The organism is Pseudarthrobacter sp. MOO13, from assembly GCF_058267655.1.
In genome coordinates this window covers 596,987-613,964 of sequence record NZ_CM177848.1, presented here as the reverse complement: position 1 = coordinate 613,964, position 16,978 = coordinate 596,987, and the positions used below count along the sequence as shown (strand labels likewise).

The following is a 16,978-nucleotide window of genomic DNA, read 5'->3' as shown; positions in this document are numbered from 1 at the left end:
TACTAGACTTGGACGGTGAGCAACCAGATCCCCGCCCCGGTGTCCGACATCTTCGATCCCACGCGCTGGCGGGTGGTTTCCGGCTTCGAGGACTTCCAGGACATGACCTACCACCGGCAGGTGGAGCGGGATTCCGACGGCAGCTGGGTGCGTGACCTGCCCACGGTCCGCATCGCATTCAACCGGCCGGAGGTCCGCAACGCGTTCCGCCCAGGCACCGTGGATGAGCTGTACCGCGCCATGGACCACGCCCGCATGACCCCGGACGTTGCCACCGTGCTGCTCACCGGCAACGGCCCCTCCCCCAAGGACGGCGGCCACTCCTTCTGCTCGGGCGGCGACCAGCGGATCCGGGGCCGGGACGGCTATCGGTACGTAGTACAAAACACAGCCGACGGCGAGACCCAGGAGACCATCGACCCCGCCCGTGCCGGACGGCTCCACATCCTCGAAGTCCAGCGGCTCATGCGGACCATGCCCAAGGTGGTCATCGCCGTCGTCAACGGCTGGGCGGCCGGCGGCGGGCACTCGCTGCACGTCGTCTCAGACCTCACCATCGCGTCCCGGCAGCACGGCAAGTTCAAACAGATCGACGCCACGGTGGGCAGTTTCGACGCCGGCTACGGTTCGGCTCTGCTGGCGCGGCAGGTGGGCCAAAAGGCCGCCCGCGAAATCTTCTTCCTCGCCCGCGAATATTCCGCTGAGGACATGGTTCGGATGGGCGCCGTAAACGAGGCTGTAGACCACGCGCGGCTGGAGGAAGTGGCGCTGGAATACGCGGCGGACATCGCCCGGCAGTCGCCCCAGGCCATCCGCATGCTGAAGTTTGCCTTCAACCTGGCCGACGACGGCCTGGCGGGCCAGCAGGTGTTTGCCGGCGAGGCGACCCGGCTGGCCTACATGACCGACGAGGCCGTGGAAGGAAAGGAAGCCTTCCTGCAAAAACGCGACCCCGACTGGTCACGCTTCCCGCACTATTTCTAAGAAGGGACGGCAATGAACAGCGACGAATCACCGGCCGCCGGCACCGGCGGCCCCCTCAACATCGAACCGGCCCTGAAAGCCCTCGCGGCCGCCCTCCACGGCGAGGGCCCCGCCGTCGAACTCTCCGTCGGGGCAGACGGGACACTGGTAGTGGGGCACGTGGAAACCCCCGGCTGCGACGACGCCGTGGCCGTGGTCCGCACTTCCGGATCCACCGGTACCCCCAAGGCGACGCTGCTGACGGTGGAGTCCCTGGCGGCCTCGTCCATGGCCACGGCGCTGCGGCTCAAGGGAGAGGGGCAATGGTTGCTGGCCCTCCCCGTGCAGTTCGTTGCCGGAATCCAGGTGCTGGTGCGGTCCCTGTTCGCCGGGACCCGTCCCTGGGTCATGGACATGTCCGGCGGCTTCACGCCGGAGGCCTTCACCGCCGCAGCGCTGGAACTGACAGACAAAATCCGCTTCACCTCCCTGGTTCCCACCCAGCTCCAGCGGCTCCTGGATGACCCGTCGCCGGAAACCCTCGCGGTGCTCCGCCGGTTCAACGCCATCCTGCTGGGCGGCGCCCCGGCGCCGCAGTCCCTGCTGGCAGCTGCCCGGGACGCCGGCGTACGGGTGATCACCACCTACGGTTCCGCCGAAACCTCCGGCGGCTGCATCTACGACGGCTACCCCTTGGAAGGCGTCTCTGTCCGGGTGGCCGCGGACGGCCGGATCCTCCTGGGCGGGGACACGGTGGCGGCCGGCTACATCGAGGCACCGGATGAAGAAACCGGGACGTTCTTCGAGGAGGACGGCGTGCGCTGGTACCGCACCAGCGACCTCGGCTCCATCGACGACGACGGCCGCCTCACTGTGCTGGGCCGGGCCGACGACGTCATCATCACCGGCGGCATCAAGGTTTCCGCCGCGCACGTGCAGGAGCAGTTGGAACAGTCCGACGCCGTCTCCTCGGCGTTCGTTGCCGGCGTTCCCTCCGCGGAATGGGGCCAGGCCGTGGCCGCCTACGTGGCCCTTGCCGGGGACGGCGCTTCCGGGCACGAAGCCGGGGACTCCGCCGTCGTGCTCCAACAACAGTGGCAACAGCAACTGGGGGTCCTGGCACCCAAGACCGTCCTCACCGCACCGGAGCTGCGGATGCTGCCAAACGGCAAACCCGACCGGCTCGCCATGACCGCGGAACTCAGTGCCCTGCACGAGGGAAAGTAGAGTGGACCTGCACCACCGCGGCGGGTGCGCCCGCTCCATCCTGCCGTCATATCGAAACAACACGAGGTACTAACCGTGGCCACAGCCGCCCAATGGATCCAAGGCGCCCGACTCCGGACACTTCCGGCAGCGATCGCGCCGGTGCTGATCGGCACCGCCGCCGCCTACGAAATGGACTCGTTCCTGCTGCCCAACGCCATCCTCGCGGCCCTGGTGGCACTCCTGCTGCAAGTTGGCGTGAACTTCGCCAACGACTACTCGGACGGCATCCGCGGTACCGACGACGACCGCGTCGGGCCGTTGCGGCTGGTGGGCTCGGGCGCCGCCAAGCCTGAGCATGTGAAGTGGGCCGCGTTCGGCACGTTTGCCCTGGCCATGGTGTTCGGCCTGGCCCTGGTGGTCCTGACCCAGGCGTGGTGGCTGATCCTGGTGGGGCTGGGCTGCGTCATGGCCGCCTGGGGCTACACGGGCGGCAAGAACCCCTACGGCTACATGGGCCTCGGCGACCTGTTCGTCTTCGTGTTCTTTGGCCTGGTGGCCACCTTGGGTACCACCTACACCCAGGCCGGGCACATCAGCCTGCCGGCAGTCATCGGCGCGATCGGGACCGGGCTGATCGCCACCGCACTGCTGATGGCCAACAACGTCAGGGACATCCCCACGGACATGCAGGCCGGCAAGAAGACCCTCGCCGTGCGGCTCGGAGACAAGCATGCGCGCGAAAGCTACGTCCTGATGCTGGCCGTCGCCATCCTGCTGGTGGTGATCCTGGCCCCTGGCCGGCCATGGATCCTGATTGTGCTGCTGCTCATTCCGGCATGCCTGATGCCGGCCTGGCTGATGATCAACGGGCGCAAGCGCAAGAGCCTGATCCCGGTCCTTAAGCAGACCGGGCTGATCAACCTCGGCTACAGCATTTTGTTCTCACTGGGGCTGATCCTCAGCCACGGGTTCTAGGCGTTCTTTTTGCCCTTGGCATTGTTGATGGTGATGTCGGGGTTGGCATCGAGGAGGGCGTCCTCGGCGTTCGCGTCCTGGATTTCCCCGGCCGAGCGAAGCGGCTTGGCCTTTCCGGAAAAGCGGTGCTGCAGGGCTGCGGTGGCAGCGTCCCGCTGCTTCTGGAAGAACAGGTAGCTGATGGCGAAGGCAATGACCGCGGCGCAGACCACGGACATCAACACCCCGACCTGCAGGAACGCGAACAGGACGAACAGGGGCACGAAGATCGCGAGCCGGATCAGGGAATATTTCAAAAAGGCCACTATTCAAGTTTAGCCGCCTCCGCCCGCGGCCCCTGCGCGTCCTGACGATAGACTTGATGGCATGCTCTTCCGTGTGGCTTTGGCCGTCGCAGTCCTCGTCATCTTTGTGTATGGCCTGGTGGACGTGATCCGTACCGAGGGCCGCCTGACCCGGGGCATTTCCAAACCGGCGTGGATTATCGTCCAGATCATCCTGCCCGTCCTGGGCGCCATCCTGTGGTTGCTGATCGGCAGGCCGCGCGGCACAGCGCAGCCCCGGCCGAGCTACCCCCACCCCACCGCTCCTGACGACGATCCCGACTTCCTCCGCAACTTGGAGGCCCGGCGCCGTAACCAGGCCGAGGCTGAGCGGCTCAAGAAGCTCAAGGATGAACTGGATGCCAAGGCCAAGGACGACGACCGGAAACCCAGGCACGACACCGACGAACACGATACCGACGGACTGAAATAGGGGCCATGACGTCCCCGCCCGGAGGAGACGAGCAGCGTCTGTCCCATCCTCCACCTCGGCCGGGGATGTCCTGGTCCGCACCGCCGCCCATCCCGGCCACCCCTTCCCTGCCCGGCACGGTCAGGACTGCACGCACCCTCTGGGTCCTCAGCTTCCTCGCCGGGCTTACCGTGCTGGCCGGCTCGTTCGTGGCCCGCGATTCGAACCTGCACCGCCTCCGCGCCGTGGTGGCGGACACAGCGGCCCGCAACGGCATGGCGTCCGCAGGCACCGCGGCGGAGATCGTCTTTTGGGGAAGCATGGGCGCCCTGCTGCTGGCCACGCTCCTGGAGGCGGTGGCCTTGGCTGCTGTGCTGGCCCGCAGGGCCTGGGCACGTTGGGTCCTTCTTACGCTGCTGGCCAGCCACTTGCCCGTGCTGCTGCTGGCGTCCGTTTTCCTGGTCCCCACCGGCGCGGCCGGCAGCTATGTGGTGATGCTGTGGGTGGCCGGAATGGCCCTGGCGTTCGGCGGACTGGTGCTGCTGTTCCTGCCGACGGCCGGCGCCTGGCTGCGGCGAGGACGCTCCCTAGGCTGACCGCGGCTGGCGTTGCCGGCCGGAGCTCCCGGCCACCACGCCCTCGCAGCTGCGGATCACCACCCGGCATGCCTCCGCGGCCGGCCTTCCGGTCAGGGGGCTCTCGGCCACCCCGCGCCAGCGTGCCAGGTACCGACGGGCCTCGGCCGCCAGCACCTCGGGGCTGGACCCGGCGTCCAGGCCCAGCCGCACCCAGGAGGCCGCGCCGTTGCCGCCGACCAGCCGTTCAGCTTCCGCACTCAGTTCCGAAGGCAGGTCCACGCCCGTGGTCCGCAACACCGCGAGCAACTGGAGCTCCCGGAACTCGTGGGCGTTTACCTGGAGCCGTTCCAGGGCGGCCGCCAGGCGCTCCGTCCCCTCGCGGGGGCGGCTGGCCAGGAGGTTCTCCACTGCCGCCAGCGCGGTCCTGGCCTTCAGCGCCTCGGACCGCGCCTGGAACTGGCGGTCCAGCACATCCAGCAGCGGATCCAGTCCGCTGCGCCGGGCAAGCTCGTGGGCGAGGGGTGTGGCTTCGGTAAACCCGTTCCGGATAAGGACCGAAGCCAGCCGGATGCCAAAGAGCCCGTAACGCTCCAGGAGGCCCGTCCGTGCCCCCTCCGTCAGTCCCGCGGGCTCGGTGGACCGGCGGAACCTGTCGGCGGAAAGCAGCATCCTTTCACGGACGGTCCGGTCAAGGCCTGCCAGCATGCGCAGGGCCTCGAAGTCCGCCTGGCGGAGGGTGCGGGCACTTTGGGCCAGGAGTCCGGCCACGGGGACCACCGCCAGCGCCAGTTTCCGCAGGTTGGGGTCTTGGCTGTACCTCTCCGCGATGCTGCCGGCGGAAATCAGGGAGTCAATCCGGCCGGCCCCGACTTCATCTGCACGGGACAGCACCGCAATGGCATTGACCGTGCCGGAGCGCCCGGCCCGGGTGTCATGGAAGGATTCGAGGAACCGGAGGTCTGACGCGTGCAGGTGGCGCATCAGGTAGATGACGGCGTCAGCTTCCGACGCCGAATCCTCCGGGGTGAGGAACGCCAGGCTCCGTGCCGACACGTCCCGGGACAGGGATGCGATCCCCGGGGTGTCGATCAGGGTCATGCACTGCAGTGCCGGTGCCGGCCATTCGACCTCGAGCCTTTCCACTTCCTCCGCTTGCATCCCGTCCAGGACGAAGACCAGGCGACCGTCCACGCGTTTCAGCGGCAGGTTCCGCCGCTCCCCATTGACGGGGTGCAGCGTAATGCGCGGCGTGGGTCCGTGCCGGTACCACGTGACGATTTTGGTGCATTCGCCGGTGTCCGTGGGAGCGATTTCTTCACCGATGATGGCGTTCAGGAGGGTGGACTTCCCTGCCTTGACCATGCCCGCCACGGCGATCCTGAGCGGCTCGGCGAGCCGCCGGGCATAGCCCTGCAGCATCCCGGCGGCTTCCCGGTCGTCGCGGTAGGCCTCCAGGGTGTCCCGGATGAGCTTCGCCGCCCCGGCCATGGTGGCCGCTGTCATCCCACCCCCGCGGCGGTGCGGACGCCGGAGGCGCTTACCTCGGCGGCTATGGCTTCGGCGGCCCGATGCAATGCCTCCACCTTCTTGAGCTCGGTCCTGATGTCCCGGATGCAGCCTTCCTTCTCCTGGGCATAGGAGTTGGCGGCCTTTTGGGCTGCCGCCACGGAGTCAGACAGGGAGCGGTGGTATTCGTCGGCGATTTCAGTGAAGTGGTCCCGCGTGGTCCGCTGGACCAGGCGAAGCCTGTCCTTGAGTTGCTTTCCCACCTGGAACGTCACGTCGTCGAGTTGGCGCCTGACCAGGGTTTTGGCTTCGCCCTGGCGGCGTTTCAGCCGCGCTTCCTTGTCTTCCCGGTAGGCCTTGCGTCCCAGCAGCAGGCCGGCTCCTACGGAGAGCGGATTGATCAGGGCCATCCCGAATATCCCGGTGAGGAGGCCGAACATCAGCACGCCACCGTAGGACCCGCGCATGCCGATCAGGACCTTCTGGACCGGGTTCACCCGGCCGGGATCCAACCCGGGCATCTGGTCCACCGGGTCGAGGGCGTCCCCCGCGTCGGAGACGTGCAGGACGGGCAAGGACACCTCGTCCGCGGCAAAGTGCTCTGCCACCTGGGCCGCGAGCCATTGGGACCGTTCGCTGGTCCAGACGAACGTGTCGGAAACTGCTGCGGCAACGCATTCTTCGAGCCACTGGGAGAACTCGGTCCAGACCGGCCCGGGATCGCCTTGGTCGATCGCGGCCTCGGCTTCGCGTTGGATCCGGCGCAGGCGGTCCCTAAGGTCGTACTCCATGTCGGCAATGAGGTCGTTGATGCCGTCACTGAGGGTCAGCTGCCAGCGCGCGGAGCGTTTCCGCAGTTCGTCGGCTTCGGCTTTGGCCTGTTCCAGCGCCTCGAGCATGTGCGGGGTCCCGTCCGGATTCTCCAGGGCTTCCAGCTCGGATTGGAGGGACAACCGGAGGTTCGCCGTGACCGAGAGCAGGTCCTGGCTGACGGAGCGCCGCTGGAGGCGCTGGGCCTTCGCAACGACCTCATTGCGCAGGTGTGCTACCAGGCGGGGATAGCCGGATTCGGCGTTGAGCTCATTGTCCTGGAGCCGCGAGGCCTCCAGCCGTAGGTCTGCGGACACGGGGAACAGCGGAATGTCCGGTGCCACGTGGTCAAGGTGGGCCCTGTCCAACTCCTCCACGCGACGCCAGTCCGGGTAGAGGTCTGTCTTGGAGAGCACCGCTGCCACGCTGGGAGTGATCCGCATGGCCTTTCGCAGGAAGCGGAGTTCGGGTTCGGTGTATTCCTGGGACGCATCCGAGACCAGCAGCACGGCGTCGGCCGTAGGCAGTGCGGTAAGCGTCGTCAGCGTATGGGTCGACCCCATGCCGCCCACCCCCGGGGAGTCGATGATGGTGAGGCCGCCGGTCAGGACCCGCCTGGGCAGGTAAACCTCCGCGGCGGTCAGCTTCCTGCTGTTGCCCGGGTTGCCTTGCTCGGAGACGAGCGCAGGCAGCTCCGCCAGGTCCACTGGACGGCGCTCGAGGCCTTCTTCCCCGCCGTCGGGAGTGCCGGCCGCGGGAACCAGGATGGCGGCAGACGCCGGATCCCCGTACCGGACAGCTGTGGGAACAGACGTGGCAATGTCATCGTCCACCGGACACACGGGGGCGTTCACCAGGGCATTGATGAGCTTGCTCTTGCCCTGTTTGAACTCCCCCACCACAATCACCCTGATGCTTGGATCCTGCAACCGGCCCACAGCCTGCTCCAGCCTCTTCCGCAGGTCCGGGCGGTCCCCGCTCCCCACCAGCTGCAAGCCCTGCTCAACCAGCTTCATCAGCTGGCCCGCCGTCATGGGGTCAACGGGCCTTGCGGGTCCTGCTTCTGCCACGGCGCGCCCTTCGTTCCAGTACCCAATGTCCCGGGCGGGAGGTGGACCTCTCCTGCCCGCCGGTTTACCTTTCCGGCACCAGCGTGTTACAGCCCGGCTGAGTCGTCAACCACCGGAACGTCGATGATGTGGTGGGCCTCCAGGTCCGCATCAGGGTGGGCCGGGTTATCCTCGGCGAAATCGAGCTGGCTGTCCCCGACCAGGCTGGTGGCCGCGTTGTCCTGGAAGGGGTCGTCCGGGTGTGCATCCAGCGCCATGGCCCCATGTCCGGCGGGATCGCTGTACGGACCGCCGGCTGGGGAGAACAGGCCGGCCTCCAGGGCGTGGCCGGAATGCCCGGGTTCCTCGGCGGATGAATCATCCGGGTCGAGGCCGGGACCGGCGGCCAGGGAGCCGGACAGCCCGCCGTGATCGTCCCAGGGGCCGTTCGCCGCATCGGCGTTCCCGGGACCTGCGTCCCCAATTCCTGGAGCCCCAATGGCGGCGTCGCCGAACACGGCTGGGGCATGGACTGAGGCCGCAGCCGCGTGGTCACCCGGTGCCACCGCAAGCTCGTTGTCGAACCACTGTTCCGCGTCCCCGTGGGCCCAGACGTTCTGTGGCGCGGATTGGCCTGCGATGGTGGCCCGCTCATCGATGATGGTGGCGCCGGCGGTGTGCGAGAAGTGGTCCACCACGTGGTGGAGCTGCTGGACTGCGTAGGCGTGGTCGTCAGGGTCGTGGGCAGTACCGCCGTAGCCCGCGCCATGGCCGCCGGGCCCTGCCGCCGGGCCCGCGGGACCGGTCCACGGGCCGTTACCGCCGCTGCTGTAGCTCCGCTCGAACGAGGAAGCGTTGACCGTGATGGGGGCGTAGTCGAGGACAACAGGCATGGCGGCGTCGACATCGGCCGAACATACGTTGCCCAATCCGTGGTCCGCCAAAGCCCGTTCCGGGTTGTCCAGGAACGCCTGGACTGCTTCCCGGTCGCCGAAGAGTTTCATGAGAAACTGCACGAGGTCGTTCGCGAGTGTTGGCATCTGCCTGCTCCTCACATCTTCTTCGAGTTTCGGAATCGACGGGTGCAGGACCCGGCCTGGTTCAAACCTAGGTTCGCAGCCGTGCACGGGGCATCGGGCTCATTCCCCCTAACGGCGGGCGTGGATGCGGGGTTCGGGCACCCCCGCCGCTAGGGGCATTAGGGGTTTCATTCCTGCCGCGGATGCAGGTGCTGGGGTTTGGCCGGCGCGGAATTGTCGGTGCCGAGGGCAAGGCGCAGGCGGGCCAGCAGGTCGGAGCGGTTCTCGGCCCCAAGCCGGCGCCTGATGCGGGCGATGTGGTGCTCCGCCGTCCGGGGCGAAATGTAGATGGACTCCCCGATCTCCCGGTACGTTTTGCCTTCCAGCACCAGCCTGGCCACTTCCTTCTCCCGCTCGCTCAGTCCCGAGGCGTCAGGCTGGCCCTTTCCGCCGGTCTCGGCGTTGGTTCCTGCCGATACCTCCGGCGTCCCGGCCGGGCCGCCCTGCGGGTGGAGGTCCCGGGCGCAGGCAAGCAGGCGCATCATGTCCCTGCGGTCCTCAGCCCGCGCGGCAGCGTGCCCGGCGAGGCGTGCCCCCTCCCATGGCATCCCCACCCCGCCCAGCAGCCTGGCCGCACCCTCCACTTCGGCGGGCCGGAACCTCCCGGCCAGCACCGAAACCCAGGCTTTGCCCGCGGCGGCCAGGATGGCGGCGAGGTGGCTGTGGGTCGAGGCCCTGGCCAGCGCCGTCGCGTGTGGGGCGAGGTCGGCCGGGCTCTCGTTCAGCAGCGCAGCCTGTACCGCGGCCCAATGCAGCGGAACGGTCCACAAGGGAGGTTCCCCCAGGCAGCCGAGCAGCTTCCACGCCTCGTCCACGTAATGCGCCACGCGGCGCGTCTCCCGCAGCCGGGACGCGGCAATGAGGAGTTCGCCCCAGGGCAGCAGGCTGTAGAGGTCCACGGATGTATGCAGCATGGCCTCGCGGGCGCGTTCCCAGGCCCGGAGGAGCTCCGGAACCTCGCCATTCCTGCGGGCCAGCCCCACGTCGAGCGCCGCACTGAGGAATTCGTCACGCGGGACCAGCGGCCAGTGGTTGATCTTGGCGGCCTCCGTGGCTGCCAGCCGCGCCTCGTCGGGTTTGTCCTGCATCATGGCCGCCCAGGCCTGGATGAGCAGGAGCCTGGGCTGGGCGGCGCTTCCTCCTTGGCCCGCCGCCACGGCTGCCCGGCATACTGTCTCGGCCAGGTGCGGCTCCCCGCTGTGCAGGGCCAGCAGTGCGGCCAGTGCACCGGGTGTTTCCGGCAACGGAAGCGCCGTGCCGGCCGAGTTCAGCAGGTCCGAGGCATGGATCAGTACGGCGATTCCCTGTTGCGGTTTCTCCCCCAGGGAGGCGAGGATTCCCTCGCCGGTCTGGAGCAGTGCGGACGCGAGGAGTGTCGGGGAGGCCTGCGGGGCTCCCGGCGGAAAGAAGGCTTCCGCGCCCTTGAGGTCTCCGGTCCCCAGGATGGCGACGGCGGCCAGCGGCGCGGATGCCCCCACGCGCTCGGGGCCCAGCCAGTTGTAGACGTCGCCGGCGCGGGCCAGCATTCCCCGCTGGGCCCACACGGAGGCGGCCACATCGACGCCGCGGCGGACGTCCGGGGGGTCTGGGCTGACCAGGAGGGTGTCGATGATCCGCGCCGCGGCGTCGAGTTCCCCGTCACCGGCTGCGGCCTGCGCGCGCCGGGCTGCAGTTGCCAGGGGATCGGCTCCGGCCAGGAGGGCCTCCTCGTAGAGCTGCGAGGCGAGCCTGGGGTCATGCTGCAGCGCCGCGTCTGCGGCCTGCTCCAGTTCCATGGCTACGCGCGGATCTGCGAGGCCTCCCCGTGCCAGTTCCCGGGCAATGGTTCCGAGCGGTTGCCCTGCGGACGCGAAGACGGTTACGAGTTCCCGCTGGAGGGCATGGATCTTGGCGGTCGGGGTAACGGCCAACAGGGCGTGCCGGGCCGGGCCCACCACCGAGCCGTCCGGCATCAGCAGCCCCGCTGACTCGGCGCGGTCCACCAGGGCGTCAAGGTTGTCCGCTCCCCTGCCAACTTTGTGCTGAAGCTCTGCCGGCAGCGGACCGGGCAATGCGAAACCCACGGAAAGCGCCAGCAGCAGTTCGCGTACTGCACCGTTGGCCCCCCTCAACTGCGTGGCCACTAATTCCGCGGCATGGGGCGGGTGCCCCGGGTGCTGCTGCAGCGCAGCGTGCAGGGATCCGGGCCGTTCCACACGCTGCAGGTTCCCGTCCATATCAGGCCGCCGGGGACGTCGTCGGGGCCGTCGCCACGGCCGCATCAGTGGGCGCGGGCGTAGGGTTTGTTTCCTCGGGCGTCGGGGATGGGGCGGTGGCCGGCACGGGCGTCAGGTCTACCGATGTCGGGGACACGATGGGATCCGTGGCCGGGTCAGGAACCCCGGTCGTGGTGGGCACCGCCGTCGAGAGCGGTGTGGGCGTGGGTGCTGCCGAGGTGGCCGGGTCGGTGGGGCTCGTGGAACCGGAAACAGGCGTGGGTTCGGTGGTGGTACTCGGCGGCGCGGTCTCCGTCGGTGTCGCGGTGTCCGACGGAGATGGCAGTTCCCGTCCCGGGGCCCGTGCTGCCGGGCGGGGCGGTATCCGGTGGCGGCGCGGGAGCCACGGTCACGGATTCAGGCACCACTCCTGTGCCGGCGGTCCCCGTCCCTGCCGGGGCACCCCCGGCCGTGGCACCATCGGCGGCGCCGGCGCCCGTAGTCGCGGCTCCGCCGAGCTCCTGTTGTTTGCTGGTGGGAGAGGCGGAAACGTCCAGGCCCGCCTGCGGCGCGAGCGGCTTTTTCGCAACGGCCTCGATCCCGGCCAGCGGCTGCGGGTTCACCGCGACAGCGGCTCCCCCGGTGCCCGGGGCTTCCGTCCCTGCCGGACCGGTGGCCGTTCCCGGACCGGAAGCTCCGGTGTCGGCCCCTGCCTGCGGGACGAACATCGCAGTCAGGTTCCCCAACCCGGCCGGGCTTTGGGCGGTCGTGGCCGTGAGGACCGTCAGGATGGCGGCCGCGGCGGCGACCGCCGTGACGCGGACCGTCGGTTTCGGGGCGTGCGCACCCCTTCGGCCGCCCCGCACTCCGGGAAGCCGGCCCGTCCCCACCAAGGCCCCCGCCGTCGTCGCATGCTGGCGTGACCAGCTGGGCCTGACCGGGGCAGCGGACACGCCCGGTGCTGCGGGAACAGGGACGACGGCGGCCGGGCCCCCGGCTGCCGCGGCAGCAGGCCCGGACGCGGCGGCCAAGGCCGGGGCGGCCGCTGCGTGTGCCAGGACGGCCGCCACGGCGGCCCCGAGGCAGATGGAAGATTTCGGATCGGCGTCCACCGCAATGGGCCGTCCCAGTTGTTCGGACACCAGCTGCGCCACCAGGGGAATCCGTGACGAGCCACCGATCAGGAGGACCGCGGAGAGGTCCGCGGCTTCAAGGTGGAGCCTGGCCAGTGATTGTTCCAGCGCGTCCACCGTGTCCCGCACGGGGTCCTCGATCAGCGCCTCGAACTCGGCCCGCACCAGCCGCACCTGTTGCTGGACGCCGGGGAGGAGCACCGGAATGGTGGCTTCGCTGTCCGCAGAGAGGGCCTCCTTGGCCTCGACGCATTCACGCCGGAGCCGGCTCAGGGCGCCCATCACGGCGGGATCGGCGGGGTCGAGGTCCGCCAGGACAGTGCCGGTATGCTGCGCGACGTAGCGGAACACGGCGGCGTCAAAGTCCGCCCCGCCCAGGTCCTCGATGCCATCGGGCCGGCCCAGGAGCTCGAAGCGGCCGCCGCCGGACTTCCTCAGCACGGCGGTGTCGAAGGTCCCGCCGCCGAGGTCGTACACCGCGATGGTGCTTCCGTCCTCCACCCGCACTTGGGAGGCGTAGTGCAGGGCCGCAGCCTCGGGTTCGGGAAGGAGCGTGACGTTGTCCAGGCCGTGGGCGGCCAGCGCGTCGCGGATGGCGGACAGCCGGTGGATTCCCCAGGCTGCCGGGTGGGTCAGGAAGATGGCCGCCGGGAGCGCGCCTTCGCGTTCGGCCGCACGGCTGGCCACCCACCGGGCCACGGTGGCGAACACATCTTCAGGCCGTATCGCCAGGGTGCCCAGGGCGAACGGGACGTCGTCACCGACGCGCCGCTTGAACTCGCGGATGACGCGGCCGGGTGAGTCAAGGCCGCGACGCTCCGCGGCTTCCCCCACCAGGACCGGGCCCTCCTCCGGGTAGTACACAACGGAGGGCACGGACGTTCCCCGGAGGCCTAACGGCAGGCACTCCGGAAGGGGCGAAGCACCTTCGTCGAAACGGACAACGGCGGCCGCTGTGTAACTGGTTCCGACGTCGACGGCGAGAGCATAGCCCATGGGTACCTCGGAAAACTGGTGATCCGCCTGCAAACTTCATCACAGGGAACCTGACCAAAGTAGCATTTCCGAAGGACCCGGGAACAGCCCTGTTGCTACATCGAATGGTTATTCGATGCCGGCGGCTCAGAGCCCGGAGTAGGAATGGAGCCCGTTGAACAACGTGTTCACGATGGTGAAGTTGAAGATCACGCAGCAGTAGCCCACGATCGACAGCCAGGCGGCGCGGGTTCCGGTCCAGCCGCGGGTGGCCCGGGCGTGCAGGTAGCCGGCGTAGACAACCCAGATCACGAACGTCCATACCTCTTTGGTGTCCCAGCCCCAGAACCGTCCCCAGGCCTTCTCTGCCCAAATCGCACCGAACATGAGCGTGAAGGTCCAGCCGATGAAGGCAATGGCGTTGATGCGGTAGGACAGGTTTTCGAGGCTGAGCGCCGAGGGCACCAGGCGCATGAAGCCGAGCTTGTCGGCGCCGCCTGCGGCAACGGCCTTCTGCCGGTGGGACTGGACCAGCTGCAGGGCGGACATGGCGAACGTCAGTGTGAACAAGGCGGACGACAGCACCGCAATGGAAACGTGGATGACCAGCCAGTAGCTCTGCAGCGCGGGCACGAGGTGGCCGACGGGGGTCCAGAAGGCCACGGATGCAGCAACCATCATGATGATGACCAGGCCCACTATGAAGGTGCCCAGGAAGCGGAGGTCGCGGCGGATCAGGGAGAGGAGGAACACAGCCGCCACCAGGAACGCGCCGGTGGTCAGGAATTCGTACATGTTGCCCCACGGCACCCGGCCGGCACCAAGGGCCCTGGTCACCACGCCGGCGCCGTGGATGAGGACGGCGAGGGTGGTCAGGGCCACGGCGACCCGCGCCGGGACCCGGCGCTCCGCAGCATACTTCATGTCGCCGTCGGCCGTGGCGACGCCGCCGGAACCTGCCGCGTTGGCCTTGGCAGTTGACGACGACGGCCGCTCGGCCCGGCCGGCGGGCCCGTCCAGGCGGGCCTCGGCGGAGCCGGCGCCAACGCCGGCTGCTACGGGAACCTTTGCCGGGGCACCCGCCTGCGCCGCCTTGAGGTCCACCGCGCGCAGCGCCTTGCTGCTTTTGGCCAGGTCCCAGGCGAAGGCGATGAAAGCCACCGTGTAGGTACCCGCCGCCAGCAGCATGAAGAGTTCGCTGTACTGGCCCATGGTTTCGTTGATTCCAAATGGCATTACTGGTCCTTTTCGGGCCCGGTGGGGCCTGCTGGGGTGCTGACGGAGCCTGCGACATTATCGCCTGCCCGGCTGGGAGTTTGCTGGGACCCGGCGGTGCCTTCGGCATCAGCGTGGTCGGATGCCGTTTCGTCGGCGGCGTTGTCCTCGGGCAGTTGCCATTCCGTGGCGAAGAGTTTCCGGAGGGCGGCCGCCTCGCCGGCGAGGCGGTGGTCCTCACCGCGGGCCAGGAGCCCGTACTCCACCATGGTCCGGCCGTCCGACGCGGTGCCGGTGCGCACCCAGACCCGCCGGCGGTTGACGTAGAGCGAGACGATCAGGCCCGCCACCGCGAGGAGCGCGAAGACCAGGGCGTAGACCTGGCCCGGGTTGTGGTGGATGTCCACACCGATGTAGCGCTTCACCCCGTCAAAACTGATGGTGCCCTTGCCATCCGGCAGGGTGTAGGTGGAGCCCGGCGCCAGGGTGATGCCGCCTGCGGCCAGGTTCCTCGCGTTGAGCGGCGTCAGGTTCCTGACGTCGAGTTCGAAGACGTTCTGCGGCGCACCGCTGTTCAGGCCCAGGTCGCCGTAGTAGGAGTTCAGGGTCAGCTGCGGGTTGAACAGCTCGGGGTCGGCGCTGAACGAAACGTTCTTGTCCGTGACGAACGCGGTGGGGAGGAAGAAGCCCACGAAGCCCAGCTGGTCCGGCTTCGCGTCGGGGACCTTGATCACCACGGAGGAGTAGTAGTTGTCCCCCTGCAGCTTGGCCACCACCGGGCCCTGCATGGCGATGTTCCCGGCTCCGTCGCGGACCGTGACCACGGGTGCGTAGCCGTTGCCGGTGAGGTAGATGCTGGTGCCGCCCAGGCTCACGGGATCGTTGACCTTCAGGATTTCCTGTTTGGCGGGGGCGTCCGGGTTTTCCTTGGTGGTGACGGCGGCCGAGAAGTCGATGGGCTGGCCGAACTTGCCCTTCGATTCCCGGTCAAAGGTGATGTTGAACTTGTCCAGCTGCAGCGAGTAGGGCTGGAGCTGGCTGGACTGGAAGTTGGTGCCCGGGTTGAACTGGTCGTAGCCCACCAGGGTGTTCACGAACGTGTCGCCTTCCACCAGGATGCGCTGGCCGCTGTACCCGAACAGGCCGCCGGCGGCGACGGACACCAGCACGCCGATCAGCGAGGTGTGGAAGACCAGGTTGCCCACTTCCTTCAGGAAGCCACGCTCGGCACCCAGGGACGGCAGGGCGCCGTCTGCATCCCTGACCTCCACGCGGTAGCCGCGCTTGCGGAGCAGCCCGGCGGCGCTGTGGATGGCGTCCGACGCCGGGATTCCGGCGTCGGCGGGAACCACCAGGGTGCCGTATTCGGGGAGCCGGGACAAACGCTGCGGGGTACGCGGCGGCTGGGAACGCATGGCCTTGTAGTGGGCAATGGCTCGCGGCACCACGCAACCGATCAGCGAGATGAAGAGCAGCAGGTAGATCGCGGAGAACCAGGCCGAGGAGTAGACGTCGTAGAGCTGCAGGGAGTCCAGCAGCTTGCCGTAGTCCGGGTGGTCCTTGATGTACTGGGTCACCACGGAGGGGTTGGCAGGCCGCTGCGGGAACAGGGAGCCAGGGACGGCGGCGACGGCGAGGAGCAGCAGCAGGAACAGTGCTGTCCGCATGCTGGTCAGCTGGGTCCAAGCCCACCGCAGCATGCCAACCGGGCCCAGCACCGGGAGGGTGGCTTCTGCCTTGGCTTCCGCGACAGGGGTGGCTTGCTTCTTCTTTACGTTCACACGCTCGCTCATCAGATCGGCAACTTAACGTCGGTTTGGAACCAGTACTGCAGCCCGGTCACCCAGGCTCCCCAGACGCCGGTGGCCATCAGCAGGCCCAGCACCACCAGGATGCCGCCGCCGGTCCGCTGGATGGCAAGGCGGTGTTTGCGGAAGAACGCCATGACGCCCATCCCGCGGCGCACCGCCAGCGCGATCAGCAGGAACGGGATGCCCAGTCCCAGGCTGTAGACGAACGCCAGGAATGCGCCCTTGGCGGCGGACGATCCGCCGGAGAGGCTCAGCAGCTGCACGGCGGAGTAGGTAGGTCCGATGCACGGCGCCCAGCCCAACCCGAAGGTCAGGCCCAGCAACGGTGCTCCCCAGAGCCCGGCAGGGGGTTTGGCGTGGATTTTCGCGTCCCGCTGGAGCCAGCTGAAGCCGCCCATGAACACGATGCCCATGACGATCACCAGGATCCCCAGGAGCTGGGTGATCCAGGCATTGCGGCTGCCGCTGATCAGGGTGCCCAGCTGCCCGAAGGCGCCGCCCAGCAGGACAAAGATCACCGAAAAGCCCAGGACGAACAAGCCGATGCCGGCCAGCATCCTGCCGCGCTTTTGCTTCTGCAGGTCAACGCCGCTCAATCCCGTGACGTAGCCGAGGTAGCCCGGAACGAGGGGCAGCACGCAGGGCGAGAGGAAGGACACCAGCCCGGCAAGCAGCGCCACCGGGATGGCCAGGAGGAGCGAGCCGCTGAGGATTGCTTCGGCGAAGGGACTGTTCACGGTTCCCG

Annotated in this window: 14 protein-coding genes; 5 read left to right on the top strand and 9 right to left on the bottom strand. The window is 68.5% G+C overall.

Features of this window, described 5'->3' with window-relative positions:
• Nucleotides 1–15 precede the first annotated feature (15 nt).
• The 3 genes from AC4EEO_RS02775 (at nt 16) to AC4EEO_RS02765 (ending at nt 3,147) form a co-directional block, all read left to right on the top strand.
• The gene (locus AC4EEO_RS02775) at nt 16–984 is read left to right on the top strand and encodes a 1,4-dihydroxy-2-naphthoyl-CoA synthase (RefSeq protein WP_491339809.1); all 969 of its coding nucleotides are present in this window, start codon (nt 16–18) and stop codon (nt 982–984) included.
• A 12-nt stretch (nt 985–996) separates the two neighbouring features.
• A complete protein-coding gene (locus AC4EEO_RS02770) occupies nt 997–2,190 on the top strand; it encodes an AMP-binding protein (RefSeq protein WP_109045213.1) in 1,194 nt (397 codons plus the stop codon).
• Nucleotides 2,191–2,265: 75 nt separating this feature from the next.
• Entirely contained in the window at nt 2,266–3,147 is an 882-nt protein-coding gene (locus AC4EEO_RS02765) for a 1,4-dihydroxy-2-naphthoate polyprenyltransferase (protein WP_018761757.1), read from the top strand.
• Here the strand turns inward: AC4EEO_RS02765 and AC4EEO_RS02760 are convergent.
• Nucleotides 3,144–3,452 carry a DUF4229 domain-containing protein gene (locus AC4EEO_RS02760; RefSeq protein ID WP_018761758.1) on the bottom strand — a complete coding sequence of 103 codons (309 nt, stop codon included), beginning with the start codon at nt 3,450–3,452 and terminating at the stop codon, nt 3,144–3,146. The genes AC4EEO_RS02765 and AC4EEO_RS02760 overlap by 4 nt on opposite strands.
• Nucleotides 3,453–3,513: 61 nt before the next feature.
• Here AC4EEO_RS02760 and AC4EEO_RS02755 point away from each other — a divergent pair, with 61 nt between their 5' ends.
• Both AC4EEO_RS02755 and AC4EEO_RS02750 read left to right on the top strand, forming a co-directional pair.
• The gene (locus tag AC4EEO_RS02755; RefSeq protein WP_018761759.1) at nt 3,514–3,903 is read left to right on the top strand and encodes a PLD nuclease N-terminal domain-containing protein; all 390 of its coding nucleotides are present in this window, start codon (nt 3,514–3,516) and stop codon (nt 3,901–3,903) included.
• A gap of 65 nt (nt 3,904–3,968) precedes the next feature.
• Nucleotides 3,969–4,478: a hypothetical protein gene (locus tag AC4EEO_RS02750; protein ID WP_109045212.1), complete on the top strand. Its 510-nt coding sequence runs from the start codon at nt 3,969–3,971 to the stop codon at nt 4,476–4,478.
• Here the strand turns inward: AC4EEO_RS02750 and AC4EEO_RS02745 are convergent.
• The 8 genes from AC4EEO_RS02745 to AC4EEO_RS02710 form a co-directional block, all read right to left on the bottom strand.
• Complete coding sequence (locus tag AC4EEO_RS02745; RefSeq protein WP_491339808.1) at nt 4,470–5,963, bottom strand: dynamin family protein; 1,494 nt, start codon at nt 5,961–5,963, stop codon at nt 4,470–4,472. The genes AC4EEO_RS02750 and AC4EEO_RS02745 overlap by 9 nt on opposite strands.
• Nucleotides 5,960–7,810 carry a dynamin family protein gene (locus AC4EEO_RS02740; RefSeq protein ID WP_491340388.1) on the bottom strand — a complete coding sequence of 617 codons (1,851 nt, stop codon included), beginning with the start codon at nt 7,808–7,810 and terminating at the stop codon, nt 5,960–5,962. Before AC4EEO_RS02740 ends, AC4EEO_RS02745 begins: the two co-directional genes overlap by 4 nt.
• 122 nt (nt 7,811–7,932) lie before the next feature.
• The gene (locus AC4EEO_RS02735) at nt 7,933–8,865 is read right to left on the bottom strand and encodes an IniB N-terminal domain-containing protein (RefSeq protein WP_491339807.1); all 933 of its coding nucleotides are present in this window, start codon (nt 8,863–8,865) and stop codon (nt 7,933–7,935) included.
• Nucleotides 8,866–9,032: 167 nt separating this feature from the next.
• Nucleotides 9,033–11,120, bottom strand: coding sequence for a LuxR C-terminal-related transcriptional regulator (locus AC4EEO_RS02730; RefSeq protein WP_491339806.1), 2,088 nt, complete (start codon nt 11,118–11,120; stop codon nt 9,033–9,035).
• 155 nt (nt 11,121–11,275) lie between these two features.
• Nucleotides 11,276–13,228, bottom strand: a complete 1,953-nt coding sequence (locus AC4EEO_RS02725) for an Hsp70 family protein (RefSeq protein WP_491339805.1) — start codon at nt 13,226–13,228, stop codon at nt 11,276–11,278.
• A gap of 126 nt (nt 13,229–13,354) precedes the next feature.
• Nucleotides 13,355–14,443 (bottom strand): c-type cytochrome biogenesis protein CcsB, encoded by a 1,089-nt coding sequence (gene ccsB, locus AC4EEO_RS02720; protein WP_491339804.1) that lies wholly within the window; start codon nt 14,441–14,443, stop codon nt 13,355–13,357.
• Entirely contained in the window at nt 14,443–16,215 is a 1,773-nt protein-coding gene (gene resB, locus AC4EEO_RS02715) for a cytochrome c biogenesis protein ResB (RefSeq protein WP_491339803.1), read from the bottom strand. Before resB ends, ccsB begins: the two co-directional genes overlap by 1 nt.
• A complete protein-coding gene (locus AC4EEO_RS02710; RefSeq protein WP_109045204.1) occupies nt 16,215–16,970 on the bottom strand; it encodes a cytochrome c biogenesis CcdA family protein in 756 nt (251 codons plus the stop codon). Before AC4EEO_RS02710 ends, resB begins: the two co-directional genes overlap by 1 nt.
• Nucleotides 16,971–16,978: the final 8 nt, after the last annotated feature.